This is a genomic window from Aeromonas sp. 19NY04SH05-1 (genome assembly GCF_040581895.1).
Taxonomy (GTDB): domain Bacteria; phylum Pseudomonadota; class Gammaproteobacteria; order Enterobacterales; family Aeromonadaceae; genus Aeromonas; species Aeromonas enteropelogenes.
On the sequence record NZ_CP095328.1, the window covers coordinates 2,925,926 to 2,947,480 of the forward strand.

Below are 21,555 nucleotides of genomic sequence, written 5' to 3' on the forward strand. Positions count from 1 at the left end.
CAAAAGCGCGCCCATGGCGCGCTTTTTTATACCTGCCCTACAAGCTGTTACTGCATCCACCATCCAAATAACAGGCATAAAAAAACCGGCGCCTTGGCACCGGTTTTTTACTTCGCATCAACCCATTACAGGGCGTCGGCGTTCTCGGACAGGTATTTGGCCACGCCATCCGGAGAGGCCTGCATGCCTTTCTTGCCCTTTTCCCACTGAGCCGGGCACACTTCGCCGTGCTCTTCGTGGAATTGCAGAGCGTCGACCATGCGCAGCATTTCGTCGATGTTGCGACCCAGCGGCAGATCGTTCACCACCTGGTGACGAACCACGCCGTTCTTGTCGATCAGGAAGGAGCCACGGAAGGCCACACCGGCTTCCGGATGCTCGACATCATACGCCTTGCAGATCTCGTGCTTCACGTCGGCGATCAGCGGGTACTTGACCTGACCGATGCCGCCATCTTCCACCTTGGTGTTGCGCCAGGCGTTGTGGGAGAACTGGGAATCGATGGAAACACCGATCACTTCCACGCCACGCTTCTGGAACTCTTCATAGCGATGATCGAAGGCGATCAGTTCGGACGGGCAGACGAAAGTGAAGTCGAGGGGGTAAAAGAAGACAACGGCGGCTTTGCCTTTGATGTGGGATGACAGGTTGAAAGAATCAACGATTTCGCCATTACCCAGAACGGCTGCGGCAGTAAAATCGGGTGCGGGACGGCCTACCAATACCATATTCAATTCCTCTTTTGTGAAGTGAACAATCCGCTCAGGATTGGGCCACCTTGGGCCTGGTCCATCTAATTCAAGCGACAAACTATAGGCCCGGTGGTAGATTAGTCAAATCAAATTAAATAGATAGTATTAATCGGGTTTTTCTATGCAACGTTGGCCCAGCCTCAAACAGCTGCAATATCTGGTTGCTCTCGACGAGCACAAAAACTTCAACCGCGCCGCCAAGGCTTGTCATGTCAGCCAGTCGACCCTGAGTACCGGGATCCAGACCCTGGAGGACATGATGAACTTGCAGCTGGTGGAGCGGGACCACAAGAGCTTCATTATGACCCCGGTCGGCATGGAAATCGTCGAGCGGGCTCGCAATTTGCTCTCCGACGCGCGGGATCTGATGGAACTCGGTCAACATCAGGGGGGAGTCATGCAGGGGACAGTGCGCCTCGGCTGCATCCCGACCATTGCCCCCTTCCTGCTCAGCAAGCTGCTGAAGGTGTGCAGCAAGACCTATCCTGATCTCGAATTGTTGCTGCGTGAAGACACCACCAGCAATCTGCTCAAACAGCTGGAGCAGGGTCAGCTCGATCTGCTGATCCTGGCGCTGCCCATCGAGATCGGCGGCTTTCACTGCAAGACCGTCGGCCAGGATCCCTTCCACATGGTGATGCCTGCCAGCATGGCGGCCGGGCTGCACACCCCGTTCGACTACAAGGAACTGCCCAACCAGAGCATCTTCCTGCTGGAGCGGGAGCACTGCCTCACCGAGCATGCGGTCAGCGCCTGTCGCCTGCGGGACAAGAGCAAGATCAACCCGTTCGCCGCCACCAGCCTGCACACCCTGGTGCAGATGGTAGAGGCGGGCCTGGGCACCACCTTCCTGCCCCAGATGGCCATAGATGCCGGCATTCTCGACAACTCGGATCTGGTGGCCATCCCGCTGCCCGGCGAAAAATCCTACCGCGAGATAGGCCTGGTGTGGCGTCCCAGCACCACCCGGGTGCAGACCTTCTACAAGCTGGCCGAGCTGCTCACCCCGCTGATCAGCCCGGCCAAATAAGCTCAAACGCCAGCCCTCCGGCTGGCGTTTTTTTTTTACGCAGCCACGCATTTTTGCCATTTGAGACTAGGTCTTGGGCCAGATCCCTGTTTATGATGGAAAAGTTGTCGTGCCGGTCATCTTCTGACGCCGGTGTCCAAGCCTGATCTGTAGAGAGAGCACCGATGTATCGTTTCTTGCTGCTATCCATACTGACCCTGCTGCTGGCTGCCTGCTCCAGTACTCCCGAACCCACACCACCCGCCCCTCGCCAGAGCAGTGCCTTCGACGGCTTCTACCAGCAGTGGCGCGGCGTACCCTATCGCATGGGGGGCTCGACCCGGGCGGGTCTCGACTGCTCCGCCTTCACCCAGCTCGCCTACCAGCAGGTAATGGGGTTTTCCCTGCCCAGAACCACAGAATCCCAGGCCACCCTCGGCACACCGGTCGAACGTTATCGGCTGCAACACGGGGATCTGGTCTTCTTCAAGACCGGCTGGCGCCAGTACCACGTCGGGGTCTACACGGGATCGGGGGAGTTTATCCACGCCTCCACCAGCAAGGGGGTGATCCGCTCCCGTCTCGACAATGTCTACTGGAACAGCCGCTACTGGCAGGCTCGCCGCCTGACCCAATAAGGCACCAGGCCCACTTACCTGTCCTTTCATCTTCCCGTGAAGAGTCATGGACCATTGCTTATAACCCAATTGAACCCAAAACCTGCGTTTCTGCTCATTTTGTGATAAAGTGGTGACCCTTTTTCAGGCATAGCCCTGTTGCGCCGGGTTTCTCTTCGTATGAAAACAATGCCCCAGACAGGCAAACGCAACAGCTGTGGTGTGGCAGGAGCAGCCACGCAGCGTCAGCGCGGGACGAGCGACTGGCCACACAACACGGGTTTCAATCGTCAATTTGATAAGGAGATCGTGCAATGAAGCAATATCAAAGCTGGTTGGGACAATACCTGATGAGCCGTCGTGACGGTGACCATGCCATGGCTTCCGAGCTGGCCAGCTCCATCTGCGAGTTCTGGCAGCAGCAAGGAGATGAGGCCGAGCTGGACAAGTGGCAGCAGATCTACCAGCACCATCTGGAAAGAACCACTTAATCATCCGATTCCTTGCCTTGCAGCACCCGAGCTGCAAGGCTTTCTTTTGTTTACCCTTTCCAGCTCCCCTCTTTATCTCCGTTTTGTTGCCAATCGCGGCAACCTGATGTCGATGTCACCCCTGTGCCATCAGTTCGCACCAGACGAAAGAAGCCTCAGCTCTAGCCCTTGCACAGCGCACGCATACAGCCATGAAACTCTCTTTCGCCTCTCCTGCGGCATGTCGCCTCAACGGTTCAACTACCCAAGCACGATAGAAATGAGCGGTACGCCGCCACATCACCCCACTTCCGCCTTGCCCCTCCCCCTCCCCTTTGTTAGAGTCGCGCGCCGCGCGGCGACCGCGCCCACAAGAACAATGAGCGCCCAGGGCGCCAGCAACGAGCGAGAACAATCCATGCGTGAGCGCATCAGACAAGAGTGGTTTGGCAACGTCAGGGGGGATCTGCTGTCGGGCACGGTCGTGGCCCTGGCCCTGATCCCGGAGGCCATCGCCTTCTCCATCATCGCCGGCGTCGATCCCAAGGTGGGGCTCTACGCCTCCTTCTGCATCGCCGTCATCATCGCCTTCACCGGCGGTCGCCCGGCCATGATCTCCGCCGCCACCGGCGCCATGGCCCTGCTGATGGTGACCCTGGTGCGCGAGCACGGCCTGCAATACCTGATGGCCGCCACCCTGCTCACCGGCCTGCTGCAGATCCTGGCCGGCTACCTGCGCCTCGGCGCCCTGATGCGCTTCGTCTCGCGCTCGGTGGTGACCGGCTTTGTCAACGCCCTGGCCATCCTCATCTTCATGGCCCAGTTGCCGGAGCTGACCAACGTCAGCTGGCAGGTCTACGCCATGACCGCGGCCGGGCTTGGCATCATCTACCTGTTCCCACGCCTGCCGCGCATCGGCAGCCTGTTCCCCTCGCCGCTGCTGTGCATCGTGCTGCTCACCGCAGTGAGTGTCGGCCTCGGCCTCGAGGTGCGCACGGTCGGCGACATGGGCGCCCTGCCGGACACCCTGCCGGTCTTCATGTGGCCCGACGTGCCCCTCAATCTCGAGACCCTGGCCATCATCTTCCCCTACTCCGCAGCTCTGGCCGTGGTGGGACTGCTCGAATCCCTGATGACCGCCGCCATCGTCGACGACATGACCGGCACCCGCAGCGATCGCCATCGCGAGTGCAAGGGCCAGGGGCTGGCCAACATCGCCGCCGGCCTGATGGGCGGCATGGCGGGCTGCGCCATGATTGGCCAGTCGGTCATCAACGTGAAATCCGGTGGCCGCGGCCGCCTCTCCACCCTGGTGGCGGGGGCTCTGCTCATCGTCATGGTGGTATTCCTGGATGAGTGGATCCGCCAGGTCCCCATGGCGGCCCTGGTGGCGGTAATGATCATGGTATCCATCGGCACCTTCTCCTGGGGATCCTTGCTGCGCATGCACAAGACGCCGCTGGCCACCAACCTGGTGATGCTGAGCACGGTGGCCGTGGTGGTGGTGACCCACAACCTGGCCCTCGGGGTACTGACCGGCGTACTGCTGGCCTGCCTCTTCTTCGCTCACAAGGTGGCGCGTACCCTGCTGGTACACAGCGACAGCGAGCGTTACGGCGCCACCCGCACCTACCGGGTGCACGGCCAGGTCTTCTTCGCCAGCACCGAGCAGTTCTGCGCCGGTTTTGACACCGGCGAATCCCTCGAGCGGGTGGTGATCGATTTAAGTGACGCCCATTTCTGGGATCTCAGCGCCGCCGAAGCCCTGGCCAAAGTACACCGCCGCTTCGAGGCGGCCGGTACAGAGGTGCAGCTGACGGGAGTGAGCGACGCCAGCGCTGCCCTGCTCGGTCGCTTCGCCCCGGCGACCTGACCGCGCGCCTCTTCAGGCGCCACACGCCCATAAAAAAGGCCAGCCCCATGGGGCTGGCCTTTTGCATCTGTACAGACTTACATCTGGTCGATCATGTCCTGAGCAAACTGGGAGCAGGAGCGCAGGGTAGCGCCTTCCATCAGACGCTCGAAGTCATAGGTGACGGTCTTGTTGGCGATGGCCGCTTCCATCCCCTTGACGATGAGGTCAGCTGCCTCGGTCCAGCCCAAGTGGCGCAGCATCATCTCGGCAGAGAGGATCAGCGAGCCCGGGTTGACCTTGTCCTGACCGGCGTACTTGGGCGCGGTGCCGTGGGTTGCTTCGAACAGGGCCACACCGTCGCCGATGTTGGCGCCCGGGGCAATACCGATACCGCCGACCTGGGCCGCCAGGGCGTCGGAGATGTAGTCACCGTTGAGGTTCATACAGGCGATGACGTCATACTCGGCCGGACGCAGCAGGATCTGCTGCAGGAAGGCATCGGCGATGACGTCCTTGACGACGATGGTCTTGCCGGTCTTGGGGTTCTTGAAGGAGCACCAGGGGCCGCCGTCGATGAGCTGGGCGTCGTACTCTTTCTGGGCCAGGGCGTAGCCCCAATCCTTGAAGGCGCCTTCGGTGAACTTCATGATGTTGCCCTTGTGCACCAGGGTCACGGAGTCACGGTCGTTGTCGATGGCGTACTCGATGGCGGCACGAACCAGACGCTCGGTACCGGCCTTGGACATGGGCTTGATGCCGATGCCGCAGGACTCGGGGAAGCGAATCTTCTTCACGCCCATCTCGTTTTGCAGGAAGGCGATCACCTTCTTGGCTTCGTCGCTGTCGGCCTTCCACTCGATGCCGGCGTAGATGTCTTCGGCGTTCTCGCGGAAGATCACCATGTCGGTCAGATCCGGGCGTTTGACCGGGCTCGGAGTGCCTTCGTAGTAGCGTACCGGACGCAGGCAGACGTAGAGATCCAGCTCCTGGCGCAGGGCCACGTTGAGGGAGCGAATACCGCCGCCGACCGGGGTGGTCAGCGGGCCCTTGATGGCCACGCAGTATTCACGAATGAAATCCAGGGTTTCGGCCGGCAGCCAGGCACCTTCGCCATAGACGTGAGTCGATTTCTCGCCGGTATAGATCTCCATCCAGGCGATCTTGCGCTCGCCTTTGTAGGCTTTCTCGACCGCGGCATTCACCACATTCAACATGGCCGGGGTCACGTCCACACCGATACCATCCCCTTCGATAAACGGAATGATGGGATTGTGGGGAACCTGCAGCTTGCCGTTGGCATCGACTGTGATTTTCTGGCCCTGGGTCGGGATAACTACTTTGCTTTCCATCGGCATCTCCTAACTTCCGTTTGTTATCAATCTGATCGTTGCGCGCGGCCATCTTAGCCCATTCATTTTCATAATAAAATGGCGATCACCCATGTCAGACCAAAGAGGTAGCCCCCGGGCGATCCGGGTCACAATCCCGCCCCGGCCGCGGCTCTGGCGCCAGTCGCTATCCTTCGGCCTCGCAGGCCAATGTCTGGGGCTGGCTCAGAGCGCGGTATTGGGACGGCGTCAATCCCGTCTTCTGCTTGAACACCCGGCAGAAGTAATTTACATCGGTGTAACCACAACGGCTGGCCACCTCCTCCAAGCGGAAGCGGTACTTTTTCAGCATGAATTTTGCTCGGTCGATGCGCACCCAGCTGATGTAATCGGCCAGGCGCATATGGCCCTGCTCACGAAACAGGTGGGAAAGATGGCTGGCGGAGACATTGAAGCGGTGAGCGATGGAGTCGCGGGTAATGGGGCGGTGAAAATTTTCCTGGATATAAATGCAGATGCCGTGGAACAGATCCGCCCCCCGCGGCCTGTCAACGGCGGACTCCGCCAGCAACTGACGCGTACTGGTGAGCAGCGCCTGCAGCAGCAGATCGTCAGTGGGCGCACGACCGGGATCCTCGGCCAGCACATTGAGCGCTCCCAGAATATGCTCCGTCACATGACCCGCCCGGGCCATGATGCTGTGTTTTTGCACGTCAAAGAAATCGGGCTCTTCCCGGCGTTTGCTCACCAGGCTGAACCCTATCTGGCGCTTGCCAAACAGCAGGCTCAATACGGAGCAGTCGGTGGTCCAGAGCGGCTTGTTCCAGCCGTTGGGAGGGATATAGAGCGCCTGCCCGGGCTGCACACCAATCTCCTTGCTGCCAGCCTCCCTGTCCCACACCTGGTTAAGGTACTCGCCGCTGAACACCAGCTCGAGGCGGGGAAAGTTGACCTGATAGCTGAAGCTTGGGGGCAGACCCTGTTCACTGGCGAACCAGATTTGGTCGAACGGAACCTGTTCACCGAGGGCACCATCAAGCAACTGGCTGAAAATGAGTGACATGCTGATCCTGATCAAGAGAGAGGCAAGCGGTTGCGGCGCACGCAATGGCCCATGTTATAGTCCGGCTCGGACTATCAATGCCACCCTTTTCTTCACCCGCTCCTCTTCATCTTAAAATGAGGCATTCTTATGAGCAGTAGCGTCTTGCCCTCCTTTCTGTTGATGCAAAACCCGATTCAAGGCTACGACTGGGGCAGTCATGACTCCCTCACCACCCTGTTCGGGATCCCCAATCCGGAGGGCAAACCCCAGGCCGAGCTGTGGATGGGGGCACACCCCAACGGCTGCTCCGAGATCACCTGCGGCGATCAGGTACAAAAGCTCTCCACCCTGATCGATAGCGCCCCGGCCGCCGTGCTGGGTGAGGCAACCCTCGCTCGCTTTGGCAGCCTGCCATTCCTGTTCAAGGTGCTGTGCGCCGAGAAGGCTCTCTCCATCCAGGTGCACCCGAGCAAGGCGCAGGCTGAAGCCGGTTTTGCCAGGGAAGAGGCCGCCGGTATCTCGCCCAAGGCAGCCAATCGCAACTACAAGGATCCCAACCACAAGCCGGAACTGGTGTTCGCGCTCACCCCGTATCAGGCGATGAACGGCTTTCGCTCCATTCCCGCCATCCTGGCGCTGTTCGAGCGAGTCAAGCTGGCGGCTATCGCCGATCTGACCGGGGCCCTTGCCGCCGCTCACGCAGCCAATCAGGGCGAAGCCGGGTTGCAACACTTCTTCCAGCAGTTGTTGATGCTGGAAGGGGTACGCAAAGAGGCGGCGCTGATCGATCTGCTGGCTTACGCCAATGAGCATCAGGACGAGGAGACCTTTGCCCTGATCACCTCCCTCGCCGCCCAGTATCCGGGGGATGTGGGGCTCTTCTCGCCGCTGCTGCTCAACGTGGTGACCCTCCAGCCCGGTCAGGCGATGTTCCTCGATGCCTGCACCCCCCACGCCTATGTGCGCGGTACCGGCCTTGAGATCATGGCCAACTCCGACAACGTGCTGCGCGCCGGCCTCACCCCCAAATACATCGATGTCGCCGAGCTCCTGGATTGCACCCGCTGCCTGCCCAAGCCGGATGACCAGATCCTGCTGGCCCCCCGCCGCGAGGGTGCGGTACAGCACTTCGAGGTGCCGGTACCGGACTTTACCTTCAGCGTCTATCCGGCGGGTGAGCATGCGCTCACCACCGCCAGCGCCGAGATCCTGTTTGCCATCGACGGCCCCGTCATCCTCAAGCGCGGTGATGACACCCTGCGTCTCGAGAAGGGGCAATCCGCCTTTATCCCCGCCGCCACCGGCAGTTATCAACTGCTGGCCGAGGGCCGGGTCGCCCGAGCAGGCAACCGCTATTAAGGCGCGAACCGGCGAGTTCAAGAGCCGATACACGCACAAGGGCCATCATGGATGGCCCTTGCTGTTGTTCTCTGCGTTACTGTTCACCTGACTTAACTGATACGCCCTCGCCCCATCAACCACACAGGAAGGGTTATCTTTCAACCCATGTTTAGATACTGGCGGGACTATTTTCTGGATCAACCAGCAGCCATTAACTGTCAGCGTCTTGAACCGGGATATCGCCGTTTCTGCCAAGCGACATCTAATGATGATCCTATCCATGGCTGCGACGTAAAATAATACGTTAGTTAATAACAGACAGTTCCCGTTAATCCATATTTTTCCAGCTGCGTCTTTATAAGATTTGGCTCACGTTTTCGACTTCAACGTATCGACAGCATGCGACATTTAATTATTTCCAATCAGAATAAAACCCCATCCAATATAACGCTCAGAAAAAACTCATGAATTAATGAACCTATCTATTAAAAATCAAGATAGAACAATGCGTTATATTGAAAAAAATGATAAAAACACCAATGTGGAGATTTCACACGAAAGGAGGGGATGTATAGTTTTCACAATGCAATTTTATGAAAAAACCTCTCTATCCATTTGTCGCATTAAAACCAATATTTGTAGTTATTATCATAATAATGACTGGAGGCGATAATCAAAGACATAGATTACACCTTTATTTGTTTTAAATAGAGTGTGATCCTACTCGCAACCAAATACTATCTGACTCCTATACCCTGCATCTGAAAAAAGTTTTCAGCCCCTCTATTTTCCATCACACACCAATCACAATATAACGGAGTTTATTATGAAACAGGCTCCTCTCCTGCTCGCTTGTACGACCCTCGCCGGGCTGATGGTCATTGCCGGATGCGAGGAGGACACGCAAGATCCTGTCAGCCCTCCCGACGCGGGTGTCACCCGCTACGTCAATCCATTAATCGGTACGGGTAATCTCGGCAATACCTATCCTGGCGCAACCACCCCTCACGGCATGATCCAGCTCTCCCCGAATAATGGGGCTGTTGGCTGGGAATATACGTCCGGCTATTACTATCACGACAGACGCATCGCCGGTTTCTCTCATACCCATCTCTCTGGGGCGGGCGCCACCGACTTGAACGATATTCTGGTGATGCCCATCAACTCGCGCTCCGATTACAAGATAGAGAAGGGGGGCAATCTCGAAGCATCCCGTTATCGCCACAAGGATCAACAGGCGACGGCGGGCTACTACAAGATGGATCTGCTCGATTACGGCATCAAGGCCGAATTGACTGCAGGCGATCGCGTCGGTGTCCATCGTTATACCTTCCCTCGCGATGAAAGATCCGAAATTGTGATTAACCTGGGTGTCAGTTTTATCGACGGCACGTCAGAAACAGAGATGAAGTGGGACAAGGAGAATAACCGCATCGAAGGCTATCGCTTCTCTTATGGCTGGGCCCCCAGCCAGAAAGAGTTCTTCGTGATGGAGTTCAATCAGCCAATCAAAAACATCCGCTTTGCCTACTACGACAAAGAACGGGATCGCTATATCGACGCGAGGCAAAGCACCACGGAAATGGCCAACGAGGCGATCGACAATTATCAGCCTGCCCGCGCCTATGTGGAATTTGATACCTCGACGACGGGCTTGACCGTTGAGGCCAAGGTGGCCCTCTCCAGCGTCGAAATAGGCAAGGAGGGCAAATCAGGCGCCTCGCTCAACATGACCAAAGTGGCAGGCATGACATTTGATGATGTCCGGCAAGCCGCCACCCGGAAATGGGAAAACGAGCTGGGAAAAATCCGGGTTAGCGGTGATGAAGAGTACAAACAGACCTTCTACACGGCGCTCTATCATGCCTACCTAGGCCAGACTATCTACTCCGATTTGGATGGTCGCTACCGCCAGGTGCATCAGGGAAGCGGCGCAAATCCCGATGGCAACACCCAAGACGGAAAGCTGACCGAGACGCTGAAAGAGTCAGTTCGTACCGCCGATGCCAACAGAGACGGTAAAGCCGACTTTACCCGCTATGACACCTTCTCCCTCTGGGACACCTATCGCGCCGTGCAACCTCTCTCCTCCATCCTGGAACCGGATCGTCTCGCGGATGTCGTCCTCTCCATGCTCTCCTATGCAGAAGAGGAGTGGATCGACGATGAGGGCAACATGCGTAAAGGGCGCTTGCCAGAATGGACTCTCAAAGGCAATGAGACCGGCATGATGATGGGCATGCATTCGACCCCTGTCATCCATGACGTTTTATCCAAGGGCTCCCTTGATAAACGCATGATTGACCTTGGTTTTAATGATGCAGAGCGCCAGCAGATCAAGGAACGCCTCGTGAATGCCATGGTGACCGATGCGCGCGCCTCGACCAGCCAGGGAGTAGCGTGGATCAAGGAGTACGAAGAGCAGGGTTATGTACCGGCCCAGCTTCACGATCAACCCCCCTCTGACCCCTGGGCGGCCCATTCTCCCTTCAAAGACTCCTGGACTGCATCCTATTCGCTGGAGTACTCCATGAACGACTGGGCCATCGCCCAATCCGTCAAGACCGTATTTGGTGAAGACGATCCTCGCTATCAAGAGTTCGCGGATCGCTCGAACAACTGGCAAGCGCAATTTGACTTTGGTGGCCAATACAAAGGCTGGTTCAAGGCCCGCGATTATGCTGGCAACTTTATTGACACCAACTGGGTAGATCCGAAAACGGGACGGGAAGCCGGCAAAAACTGGCGTCCGGAGATGTTCAACTGGGCATTTACCGAGTCCAACGGCTGGCAATATTCGTTCAGCGTCCAGCACGATATTTCAGGCCTGATCGACCTGATGACCCGCTTCGACCAGAAGCAGGACCCTTCGGCGAAACGTGGCGACTTGTTTGTCAGGCGGCTGGACGAATACTGGACCACCTACCCGGATCGCAACGCCGCGGACAACCAGTTCCCCATCTTCAATACGGGCAATGTGGGTCAGCATGTACAGGGCAACGAGCCGGATATCCACGTGCCCTATCTCTACAACTACGTTGGTCAACCCTGGAAAACCCAGGCCGTCATCGTCGACACAACCAACGTTTGTTACAAAAACACCCCTGACGGTATTTGTGGCAACGATGATTTCGGCACGCTGTCAGCCTGGTTCGTGTTTCGTGCGCTGGGTTTCTTCCCGGTCAATGCATCGTCCGGCATCTACGAAATAGGGACGCCCATGTTCGAAACGGCGTCCATTGATGTAGGCAATGGCAAGAGATTCACAGTCAAGGCGCAAAATGTCAGCCGCGACAATATCTTTATTCAGTCGGCACGACTCAATGGCAGCGAATTCACGCGCACCTACCTGACCCATGACGACATCATGAATGGCGGTGAGCTTGAATTTGTGATGGGAGATACCCCCAACAAGGAGTGGGGAGCCCAACCCGAAGATCTGCCACCGGCACAAGGCATCGGCACCTTCTTGCACGAAAGCGATATGCCCGAGGGATCCCGTTAATACGGTTTTAAGGGGGGAAGAATCCCCCCTTCTGGCGATAAATCGCTTCCATATCATATTTGGGGAGGGCCAATCTGCTGGTCCTTCCCATGTCGCACGCGCACAAAACAGTTATCGTCGGTTCATTTCTTGATACACCGCAACTCTTTATGATTTCGCGCTTTAACCCATTGTGTCATTGGGTATGATTCCCGTCTGGCTATCACGCATTTTTGCCATATCCATGGGCCTCGCTCGTCCGTTACCTGCGCACGTTCAGGAAGAACATCATGAAACGCTATTCCGGGTTATCACTTTTACTCTTGGCACTATCGAGTGGCCCAGGTTACGCCGCCTGTGACAATGCAGCCGCGGTCAAGCTGGCCAAGGCTTTTTGGAGTGAACACAGGGATTTCTATTACGCAGAACCGGCAAAGGTGAAAGCGCTGCTGACCCCAGCATTTTTTGCCGTGCTGAGCGAGGAAGCCAAGTGTAATGGCGAAGGGGAAGTGTGCGCTATCGATGCCGATCCCTGGATCAGTGCGCAAGATGGCGAGGTCACCGGACCCATCACCTTCCGCCTGGCTGGCCAGCAGGATGGCATCGTCTCGGTCAGCATGGATTACCGCTTTATGTTCTCGGAGACCCGGCAAGAGCCACGAGCCGTCACTTTTCAATTTAAAACTGCCGGCGATCGCCGCTGTTTTCTGCTGGATGACTTTATCAGCCCGGGCGAGGGTTCACTGAAACAACGCCTGCAGCAGTGGCAGGCACAAAACGGTGCCGGGCCGCAATAATTAACCCCCACGGCCCGCTGGGCGGTGGGGGTTGGGTTATTCTGGCGATCCTTTCGCTATGTCAGAAAAACGGACTGCGACCATCAGAGCGGGCTAATACTCGGCCTCTTCAGAGTGAGGCTCAGAGGAGCGGATGCGCTCCAGTTCATCGACCCGGGCTTGCCACTTGTCGTGGGCCTGTTTCAGACCCTGCAGCTCCAGCTCCTGACGCATGGTGTCGATCTCTTGGTCTAGTTTTTCCATCAGAATGTCTCCTTCATTCATAGAGTTACACACTGGCTGACGGCACTTGGCCAACCTGCTCTCCCCTATTCTGACATCCGGAATCGCGCAACTGCCCAACGAAATAAACGATTGATTGTGGCAAAACCAATCTAAAATTTTGTTTTATTTTCCACATGAGCCCACTTAGCCCATTCACGGCTGCCGCCGATTTCTGTCTATCCGCTCACATTTTGCTCGCGCCTTGGCCATCACACAATTCTCCATCCCGTGTCTTTATCCCAATTGAATCATTGCTCAGCAGTTGCTTCCCCATCTATAGGATCCGTCTTCAACTATCTGTTTTTAAATGCAATTAATTAAAATAAATGAACATCAATCGGCGCAATAAAAGTGCGAGCAGGGTCACAGGGTGGGGCATGGCGCACAAAAATCCAGTGAACGGCACATTTGTCCGATTTCGGCAGGGCGGCAAGGGGAGAACAATATTCGGGACAACTGACCCCACCTCATGACGCTCGGGAAGAGCAAGGAGAGTGAAATGTTACCCACCATGACTAATGACGGACTCATCTGCCTGGCATTGCGGGCTACCAGCAAGGAGGCCCTGTTTGACGAGATGGCCGAGCTGCTGGTGCGCGATGGCGCCGTGTCGGATCGGCAGCAATTTATCAGCGATCTCTGGGCCCGGGAGCAGCTGGATTGCACCGGCTTCGAGCAGGGTGTGGCCCTGCCCCATGCCAAGAGCGGCGCGGTGCGCCGTCCGGCCATTGCCATCGGGATCAGCCAGCAGGGGATCGAATACGGCTCCGAAGATGGCCAGCCCGCCCAGCTGTTTTTCATGATCGCCTCCCCAGAGGGCGGGGCCAACCACCATATCGAGGTGTTGGCCGAGCTCTCCACCCGCCTGCTGGCGCCGGGTTTTATCGAGCAGATGAAGGCAGCCACCAAAGTCGATGAGGTGCTGTCGCTGCTCTCGGCAGGATCCTGCGCGGCGCAACCCGCCAAGGCGGCCCTCCCCACCGAAGAAGAAGAACCTGCCAGGGAGCGCGGCTTCAAAGAGCGGCTCGCGACCCTGAAACAGCACCTGCTGTTTGGTACCTCCCACATGATCCCCTTTATCGTGGCGGGGGGCGTGCTGCTGTCCCTCTCCGTGATGATGAGCGGTAAAGGGGCCGTGCCAGAGACAGGTTTTCTCAAGGACATGGCGACCATGGGGATCGCCGGACTCACTCTCTTTACTGCCGTGCTCGGTGGCTATATCGCCTATTCGCTGGCCGACAAACCGGGCCTGGCCCCCGGCATGATCGGCTCCTGGGTGGCGGTACAGCACTATCAGACCGGTTTTCTTGGGGCCATTCTGGTGGGCTTTATCGCCGGCTTCGTGGTCAACCAGCTCAAGCGGATCAAGCTGCCTGACTCCATGAGTTCCCTCGGCTCCATCTTTATCTATCCGCTGATCGGCACCTTCCTGGTATGCGGCATCGTCATGTGGGTAATTGGTGCACCGATTGCCGCCATGATGGAGTCGATGAACCAGTGGCTCTCCGGCATGGCGGGCTCCGGCAAGGTGATGCTGGGCACCATTTTGGGGGGCATGACCGCCTTTGACATGGGCGGCCCGGTCAACAAAGTAGCGACCCTGTTCGCCCAGACCCAGGTCGATACCCAGCCCTGGCTGATGGGCGGCGTCGGCATCGCCATCTGCGTGCCGCCACTCGGCATGGCGCTGGCCACCCTGATGTCCCCAAAAAGATACAAGAAAGAGGAGCGTGAATCGGGCAAGGCAGCCGCCATCATGGGAATGATCGGCATCAGCGAGGGGGCCATTCCGTTCGCCGCCGCCGATCCGGTGCGTGTCATTCCGGCCATCGTCGCGGGGGGCATAGTCGGCAACGTCACCGGCTTCATGATGAGCAGCATCAACCATGCCCCCTGGGGTGGCTGGATCGTACTGCCGGTGGTCGAGGGCAAGATAGGCTATATCGTCGGAACCCTGCTCGGTGCCCTGACCACCGCCATCATAGTCAACCTGCTGAAAAAGCCGGTGACCGAGGAGGAAGAGGAAACGAGCACAGCAGATGACTACCAGGCCATCGAGGCGGAAGGTGAAGCGGACGTACTCGCCATCACCGCCTGCCCCTCCGGTGTGGCCCACACCTTCCTCGCCGCCAAGAGCCTGCAGAAGGCAGCCGCCAGGGCGGGGATCAAGCTCAAGGTGGAGACCCAGGGCGCCAACGGCATCATCAACCGCATCACCGCCAAAGATGTGGCCAACGCCCGCTGCGTCATCCTGGCCCACGACGTGGCCATCAAGTACCGCGAGCGCTTCAAGGATATCGAGGTGATCGACACCAAGATCCGGGAGGCGATCCACGACCCGGACGGGCTGCTGGCCCGCACCCGGGCAAGCACGGGGCAAGATGCGGCCTAATCCGCCGTGACATGCTTTGCCACCAGCAGCAGGGGCCCATTACGGGCCCCTGCTCTGTTAGCAGCGACCAACTTTTCATCATCTCATATGGCAAACCACTGATTTAAAACACATTAACTACCCTTCCCCCAAATCCCGGCGCGCCGTCACAAATCCGCTTCGTGTAAAAAAACAGCAATTGAATCGCTGGTCAGATCTCATGTCAAATGGCTCCGCCTACTAAACTGGAGCATCACAAAAATGATAAAAATCAATAAATTGGTTCTGGCTATCACCCTCACCCTCGGTGCCGCACCCGGCTTTGCCGCCGGCTTTGTCTGCGGCGATCACGTGCGCTTCGGCACCCCGGCCGGCTCGGATCAGGAGTTGTGCCGTCAGGGATACGCAGCGGGCTACAACTACGACTACAAGGTAGCGAACTGGGTCTCCTACCGGATGACGGTCGAGAGCGCTCAGGGCAAGGTCAAACGCAAGGATGCCTTTGCCGAAGACAAGGAGGTGCCGGTCGCCTTTCGCGCCACCCTGGCTGACTACAAGCGTTCCGGCTATGACCGTGGCCACCAGGCTCCGGCAGCCGACATGGCCGCCACCGAGGTGACCATGAAGCAGAGCTTCCTGTTGACCAACATGACGCCGCAACTGCCGGCCCTGAACCAGAAGGCGTGGCGCATTCTGGAAGAGAAGGTGCGTCACTGGGCCATCGCGCGCGAGGATGTGCAGGTGATCACCGGCCCCGTCTTCACCCACTCGGAAGAGTACATCGGCAACGGGGTGATGATCCCGAGCGCCTACTACAAGATAGTGATGGACCCGGCCAGGCTGCAGGCCATCGCCTTCATCATGCCGCAAGAGGATATCCCCACCAGCCAGATCGCCAACTACCGTGTCTCGGTGCGTGAGGTGGAAGAGCAGACCCAGCTCGACTTCTTCAGCGACATGCCCTACGAGCAGCAGGAGACGCTGGAGGCCAGGGTCTCCCCCATGTGGAACTGATTGCTGCCGATGCGCTCACGCAGGCCATGCCATCTGGCTGGCCTGCACTCCCGCCCTTCCCGGGGGCGGTTTCAATCCCCGGCCTTGCCGGCCTGTCTCACAGTTTGCTCTCCCCTTTCCTGTTATATTTCTCACTTTGCTTTTAATGCCAAGGTTTATTGATAACCCGATGAATTATCACGCATTTATAAGCAGCACACGGCATCTGATAGCAAATATGGCGCCTGATGGCGCCCACACAGAGGAATCACAGATGAAACAGACCCTGATTGCCCTGACGTTAGGCGGCTTGCTGGCCCTCTCCCCCCTCCCCCTGCTTGCGGCCGACAGTACGATGCAGATGGAGAGCGATCTCAATACCCTGGTCAGCAAACGCCAGGCGGTGGACATGCTGCTCGGCGAGGCGCTGCAGATCTACAAGTCCCCGGCCAAGATCTCCCACGCCGGCTTTACCGCCAAGATGCCGAGCAACATGGAGCTGGTGACCGAGCGGCTGCTGGCCGCCTACCAGCTGGAGCCCTATCGCACCGATCTGCTGATCTCGGCGGCCAATGCCCAGATTTACAACGGCAACCTGACCCGGGCCATCGCCCTGTTCGAACAGGCCCAAGCGGTGGCGCCCGATGATCTCGACATCAACTCCTATCTCGCCATCTGGCAACTGGTGAAGGGCAACAAGGAGGCATCGCGCACCTATCTGGCCAAGGTGGCCGATCGCAACGGCGGACGCGCCGCCGATCTGGAGGAAATCATCGCCCGGGTACAGCGGGTGACCACCACGCCGCTGCAGACCAAACTGACGGACGATCAGATCAAGGCGGCCAAAGAGGGCAAACGGGCCATCGTCACCCTGGGCTATGCCCTGAATCCGGACGGCAGCATGGACAAGATCCTGCTGGGCCGCTTGCAGACCACCCTGGAGCTGGCCAAGGCGGATCCGGATGCCCTCATCATCCTGACCGGCGGGGTGCCGCAGAATCGTCAGACCGAGGGCAAGCTGATGGCCGACTGGCTGGTGAAGCACGGCATCGACCGCAGCCGCCTCATTGAGGAGAACTACGCCACCAGCACGGTGGACAACGCCCTCTACAGCGCCTATGCCCTGGCCCGTCACCAGATTGACCAAGCCGTGCTGGTCAGCTCGGCGAGCCATGTGCGCCGTGGCCAGACCCTGCTCGAGATCGCCTGCGATCAGATTGGCCCGGCCGGGATCAAGGTGGTGAGTGTCAGCTACCCGGACAAGCCCCTCAAGGAGCTGGCCACCCCGAGCGAAAACGAGCTGCTTGGCATCTACCGCGACGCCCTGCGTACCTACGGCATGTGGAGCTACCGCTCCGCCCCCCTGCTGGAGCGCTGATCCCCCGGCTTCAAGCCGACCCCTCCATGATAGACAATAAAACCCGCCCCTTTGGCGGGTTTTATTATTGCCAAAAAGGGCTCTCTTTTTGCCGCTATCGCTCATTGAACCATCTCTTGTCTGATAAAGCGAAGTGGCCACTCCTCAATTTATCGGACGTTTTATCTCACGCAGGGAAATATATTCAGACGCTGTTTTCCGCTTGATAAATATCGACTTCGATGATTGAGATATATAAATAAACACATTGAATTACCGTTCTTTTTCTAAGAACCATTGCTCACCATAACAATATTTTCGTTCTTTCATTGTCAGTCAGATAAATGGGAAAACAGCTGTTCCACTCTCCTGATAACGGAATAGCATCATGACAAGGAAAGGATATTCTCTCTGGCTGGCGGCCCTCGCCATCATCAGCCTGCAGGCCAACGCCATCGAGGTAACAGTGGCCTACCAAACTTCCGCTGAACCGGCCAAGGTGGCCCAGGCCGACGGCACCTTTGCCCGCGCCAGCGGCGCCACGGTGAAATGGCTCAAGTTCGACAGCGGCGCCAGTGTGGTACGGGCGCTCGCCTCCGGCGACGTGCAGATCGGCAATATCGGCTCCAGCCCGCTGGCGGTGGCGGCAAGCCAAAACGTGCCCATCGAGGTGTTTCTGCTCGCCTCCCAGCTCGGCAGCTCGGAGGCGCTGGTGGTCAAACAGGATCTTCCCTCCCCCGCCGCCCTGGCCGGCAAGCGCATCGCCGTCCCCTTTACCTCCACCACCCACTACAGTCTGCTGGCGGCGCTCAGGCATTGGGGAGTGGATCCGGCCAGCCTGCAGATCATCAACCTGCAGCCGCCGGCCATCATCGCCGCTTGGCAGCGGGGCGACATCGATGGTGCCTATGCCTGGGCACCGGCCCTCAACGAGCTGAGCAAGGAGGGCAAGGTGCTGACCGACTCGGCTCAGGTGGGCAGGTGGGGGGCCCCCACCCTGGATGTGTGGGTGGTGCGAAAAGAGTTTGCCAAGGCCCATCCCGAGCTGGTGCAGGCCTTCGTCGACAGCACCCTGGCGGCCCAGCGCGACTACCTGGCCAACCCCGACGACTGGCTGGCAAAGCCGGACAACCTCGCCAAGCTGTCAACCTTGAGCGGCGTGCCCGAGGCAGACGTGCCCGGCCTGGTTCGCGGCAACACCTACCTGAGCGCCAGCCAGCAGAGTGCAGAGCTGGGCAAGCTGGTAAACCAGACCATCATCGACACCGCCCGCTTTCTCAAGGAGCAGGGCAAGGTGCGAAGCGCCGGCAGCGACTATCGCGATTACGTGACCGACCGCTTCGTCAAGGCACAACCCCACTGACCCTGCATCACAAGGAGGTAGCCATGCTGCAGCTCACTCACCTGTGCGCCGACTACGACGGGCGCAGAGTCCTCGACAACATCAACCTGACCCTGGATGCGGGGGAGCTGATGGTGGTGCTTGGCCCCTCCGGCTGCGGCAAGACCACCCTGCTCAATCTCATCGCCGGATTTCAGCCCCATCAGCAGGGGAAAATAACCCTGCACGGTAAACCGGTGACCGGCCCCGGCGCCGAGCGGGGGGTGGTCTTTCAGCACGAGGGGCTGCTGCCCTGGCGCAACGTGCTGGACAACGTGGCTTTCGGGCTGCAACTGGCCGGCGTGCCGCGCCGCGAGCGCGAAGCCAGGGCGCTGGCCATGCTGCGCAAGGTGGGGCTGGAAGAAGCCAGTCACGCATTCATCTGGCAGCTCTCCGGCGGCCAGCGCCAGCGGGTCGGCATCGCCCAGGCGCTGGCCAACCAACCACAACTGCTGCTGCTCGACGAGCCCTTCGGCGCCCTCGACGCCTTTACCCGCGAGCAGATGCAGACCCTGTTGCTGCGCCTGTGGCACGAGCAGCGCCGCCAGGTGCTGCTCATCACCCACGACATCGAGGAGGCGGTGTTCATGGCCACCGAACTGGTGCTGCTCTCCCCCTCACCGGGGCGGGTGATGGAGCGGCTGACCCTGGATTTTGGCCGCCGCTTCGCCGCCGGCGAGCCCTGCCGCAGCATCAAGTCGGATCCCGCCTTTATCGAGCGGCGCGAGTACGTGCTCGGCCGGGTCTTCGCCGAGCGGGAGGTGTTTGCATGAGCCTTGCCCTCTCCCGTTCCCTGAACCCGGCCCGCCATGCCCTGCGCCGCAGACTTCGCTGGCCGCTGCCGCGCCGGCTTGGGGTGAGCCTGCTTACCCTCGGCGCCCTGCTGACCCTCTGGTGGCTGGTAGCGCGCCTTGGCTGGATCAGCCCGCTGTTTCTGCCGCCCCCGGGCCAGGTGCTGCAGCAGCTGCTCACCATCGCAGGGCCGCAGGGCTTCATGGATGCCACCCTCTGGCAACACCTCGCCGCCAGTCTGCAGCGCATCCTCATCGCCCTCGTGGCCGCCACCCTGTGCGGCGTGATGGTGGGCATGGCCATGGGGCTCAACCCCACCCTGCGCGCCATGCTCGACCCGCTGATCGAGCTCTACCGACCGGTGCCACCGCTCGCCTACCTGCCGCTCATGGTGATCTGGTTTGGCATCGGCGAAACCGCCAAGGTGCTGCTTATCTATCTGGCCATCTTCGCGCCGATCGCCATGGCGACCCTGGCGGGAGTACAGGGCGCCAAACAGGTGCGAGCGCGGGCCGCCCGGGCGCTCGGCGCCAACCGCTGGCAGGTACTGTTGCACGTCACAGTGCCCGGTGCCCTGCCGGAGATCCTCACCGGGCTGCGCATCGGGCTCGGGGTCGGCTGGTCCACTCTGGTGGCGGCCGAGCTCATCGCCGCCACCCGCGGCGTGGGCTTCATGGTGCAATCCGCCGGCGAGTTTCTCGCCACCGACGTGGTGCTGGCGGGCATTCTGGTGATCGCCCTGATCGCCTTCATTCTGGAACTTGGTTTACGTGCGCTGCAGCGTCGCCTGACGCCGTGGCATGGAGAAGGACTATGAGCAATTCCCTGCGCATCACCCCCCTCGGCCCCCATATCGGTGCCGAGATAAGCGGTCTCACCCTGGCCGAGCCCCTGAGCGGGCAGCTGTTCGAACTGATCCAGCAAGCCCTGCTGACCCATCAGGTGCTGTTCTTTCGAGAGCAGCCCATTACCCCGCTATCACAGCGGGCGCTGGCCCACCGCTTCGGCGATCTGCATATTCACCCCGTGTACCCCCACGCGCCGGAGGCCGAGGAGATCATCGTGCTCGACACCCACCACGACAATCCGCCGGACAACGACAACTGGCACACCGACGTCACCTTCATCGAGACGCCGCCAGCACTGGCCATTCTGGCCGCCAAGCAGCTGCCGCCGGTGGGGGGCGATACCCTGTGGGCCAGCGGCATCGCCGCCTTCGAGGGGCTCTCCCCCCAGTTGCAACAACTGTTGGCAGGGCTGGAGGCCGAGCACGACTTCACCAAATCGTTTCCGGCCCATCGCCATAACGCCAGCCCGGCAGAATACCGGCGCTGGCAGGAGGCGGCGGCCCGTCACCCACCGCTGCGCCACCCTGTGGTCCGCACCCACCCCTTGAGCGGCCGGCAGGCGCTGTTCGTCAACGAGGGCTTCACCACCCGCCTGCCAAACTTGCCGACGCAAGAGAGCGAGGCGCTGCTCGCCTTCCTGTTTCGCCATATCGCCAGGCCTGAGTATCAGGTGCGCTGGCGCTGGCGGGAGAACGACATCGCTATCTGGGACAACCGGGTCACCCAGCATTACGCCAACGCCGACTATCTGCCGGCCCGGCGCATCATGCACAGGGCGACCGTGCTCGGTGACAAGCCTTTCTGGCGCGCCTCTTGACGCCCAACAACGCAAGAGGGAGGCATCGGCCTCC

At 59.3% G+C, this 21,555-nt stretch carries 18 protein-coding genes; 14 read left to right on the forward strand and 4 right to left on the reverse strand.

Translation table 11 applies throughout. The features are described 5' to 3' along the window. Nucleotides 1-125: 125 nt before the first annotated feature. Nucleotides 126-728, reverse strand: coding sequence for a peroxiredoxin C (locus MRK42_RS13365; protein WP_026457190.1), 603 nt, complete (start codon nt 726-728; stop codon nt 126-128). A gap of 145 nt (nt 729-873) precedes the next feature. Between MRK42_RS13365 and MRK42_RS13370 the strand changes: the two genes are divergently transcribed. The 4 genes from MRK42_RS13370 to MRK42_RS13385 all read left to right on the forward strand — a co-directional run bounded on the left by MRK42_RS13370 (nt 874) and on the right by MRK42_RS13385 (nt 4,721). Next, nucleotides 874-1,782, forward strand: coding sequence for a hydrogen peroxide-inducible genes activator (locus tag MRK42_RS13370; RefSeq protein ID WP_042028560.1), 909 nt, complete (start codon nt 874-876; stop codon nt 1,780-1,782). A 164-nt stretch (nt 1,783-1,946) separates the two neighbouring features. Continuing rightward, a complete protein-coding gene (locus MRK42_RS13375; RefSeq protein WP_042028559.1) occupies nt 1,947-2,399 on the forward strand; it encodes an NlpC/P60 family protein in 453 nt (150 codons plus the stop codon). A gap of 293 nt (nt 2,400-2,692) precedes the next feature. Continuing rightward, complete coding sequence (locus MRK42_RS13380; protein ID WP_124240153.1) at nt 2,693-2,869, forward strand: hypothetical protein; 177 nt, start codon at nt 2,693-2,695, stop codon at nt 2,867-2,869. Between the two features lie 397 nt (nt 2,870-3,266). Beyond that, nucleotides 3,267-4,721 carry a SulP family inorganic anion transporter gene (locus MRK42_RS13385; RefSeq protein WP_354688285.1) on the forward strand — a complete coding sequence of 485 codons (1,455 nt, stop codon included), beginning with the start codon at nt 3,267-3,269 and terminating at the stop codon, nt 4,719-4,721. Between the two features lie 77 nt (nt 4,722-4,798). On the opposite strand, the gene icd is transcribed toward MRK42_RS13385, so the two are convergent. Together icd and MRK42_RS13395 are read right to left on the reverse strand one after the other, a co-directional pair. Further along, nucleotides 4,799-6,052 (reverse strand): NADP-dependent isocitrate dehydrogenase, encoded by a 1,254-nt coding sequence (icd, locus tag MRK42_RS13390; RefSeq protein WP_354688286.1) that lies wholly within the window; start codon nt 6,050-6,052, stop codon nt 4,799-4,801. 166 nt (nt 6,053-6,218) lie between these two features. Next, entirely contained in the window at nt 6,219-7,094 is an 876-nt protein-coding gene (locus MRK42_RS13395) for an AraC family transcriptional regulator (protein ID WP_042028557.1), read from the reverse strand. A 129-nt stretch (nt 7,095-7,223) separates the two neighbouring features. On the opposite strand from MRK42_RS13395, the gene manA reads away from it, so the two are divergent. From manA to MRK42_RS13410, 3 genes are all read left to right on the forward strand, one after another. Then, the gene (gene manA, locus MRK42_RS13400) at nt 7,224-8,435 is read left to right on the forward strand and encodes a mannose-6-phosphate isomerase, class I (RefSeq protein ID WP_342010796.1); all 1,212 of its coding nucleotides are present in this window, start codon (nt 7,224-7,226) and stop codon (nt 8,433-8,435) included. An 808-nt stretch (nt 8,436-9,243) separates the two neighbouring features. After that, nucleotides 9,244-11,922 (forward strand): GH92 family glycosyl hydrolase, encoded by a 2,679-nt coding sequence (locus MRK42_RS13405; protein WP_354688287.1) that lies wholly within the window; start codon nt 9,244-9,246, stop codon nt 11,920-11,922. A 269-nt stretch (nt 11,923-12,191) separates the two neighbouring features. Beyond that, a complete protein-coding gene (locus tag MRK42_RS13410) occupies nt 12,192-12,698 on the forward strand; it encodes a hypothetical protein (protein WP_354688288.1) in 507 nt (168 codons plus the stop codon). Between the two features lie 93 nt (nt 12,699-12,791). Here the strand turns inward: MRK42_RS13410 and MRK42_RS13415 are convergent, their stop codons facing one another. Next, nucleotides 12,792-12,941: a hypothetical protein gene (locus MRK42_RS13415; protein ID WP_167335316.1), complete on the reverse strand. Its 150-nt coding sequence runs from the start codon at nt 12,939-12,941 to the stop codon at nt 12,792-12,794. 520 nt (nt 12,942-13,461) lie between these two features. Between MRK42_RS13415 and MRK42_RS13420 the strand changes: the two genes are divergently transcribed. The 7 genes from MRK42_RS13420 (at nt 13,462) to tauD (ending at nt 21,521) form a co-directional block, all read left to right on the forward strand. Continuing rightward, nucleotides 13,462-15,354, forward strand: a complete 1,893-nt coding sequence (locus tag MRK42_RS13420; protein ID WP_354688289.1) for a PTS fructose transporter subunit EIIC — start codon at nt 13,462-13,464, stop codon at nt 15,352-15,354. 240 nt (nt 15,355-15,594) lie between these two features. Continuing rightward, complete coding sequence (locus tag MRK42_RS13425) at nt 15,595-16,347, forward strand: DNA/RNA non-specific endonuclease (RefSeq protein ID WP_354688290.1); 753 nt, start codon at nt 15,595-15,597, stop codon at nt 16,345-16,347. A 253-nt stretch (nt 16,348-16,600) separates the two neighbouring features. Next, entirely contained in the window at nt 16,601-17,704 is a 1,104-nt protein-coding gene (locus MRK42_RS13430) for an ElyC/SanA/YdcF family protein (RefSeq protein WP_354688291.1), read from the forward strand. A 367-nt stretch (nt 17,705-18,071) separates the two neighbouring features. Beyond that, complete coding sequence (tauA, locus tag MRK42_RS13435; RefSeq protein ID WP_354688292.1) at nt 18,072-19,046, forward strand: taurine ABC transporter substrate-binding protein; 975 nt, start codon at nt 18,072-18,074, stop codon at nt 19,044-19,046. Nucleotides 19,047-19,069: 23 nt separating this feature from the next. After that, nucleotides 19,070-19,837: a taurine ABC transporter ATP-binding subunit gene (tauB, locus tag MRK42_RS13440; protein WP_354688293.1), complete on the forward strand. Its 768-nt coding sequence runs from the start codon at nt 19,070-19,072 to the stop codon at nt 19,835-19,837. After that, nucleotides 19,834-20,673 (forward strand): taurine ABC transporter permease TauC, encoded by an 840-nt coding sequence (gene tauC, locus MRK42_RS13445; RefSeq protein WP_354688294.1) that lies wholly within the window; start codon nt 19,834-19,836, stop codon nt 20,671-20,673. The genes tauB and tauC overlap by 4 nt, the downstream gene beginning before the upstream one ends. Then, nucleotides 20,670-21,521, forward strand: coding sequence for a taurine dioxygenase (gene tauD / locus MRK42_RS13450; protein WP_354688295.1), 852 nt, complete (start codon nt 20,670-20,672; stop codon nt 21,519-21,521). Before tauC ends, tauD begins: the two co-directional genes overlap by 4 nt. Nucleotides 21,522-21,555: the final 34 nt, after the last annotated feature.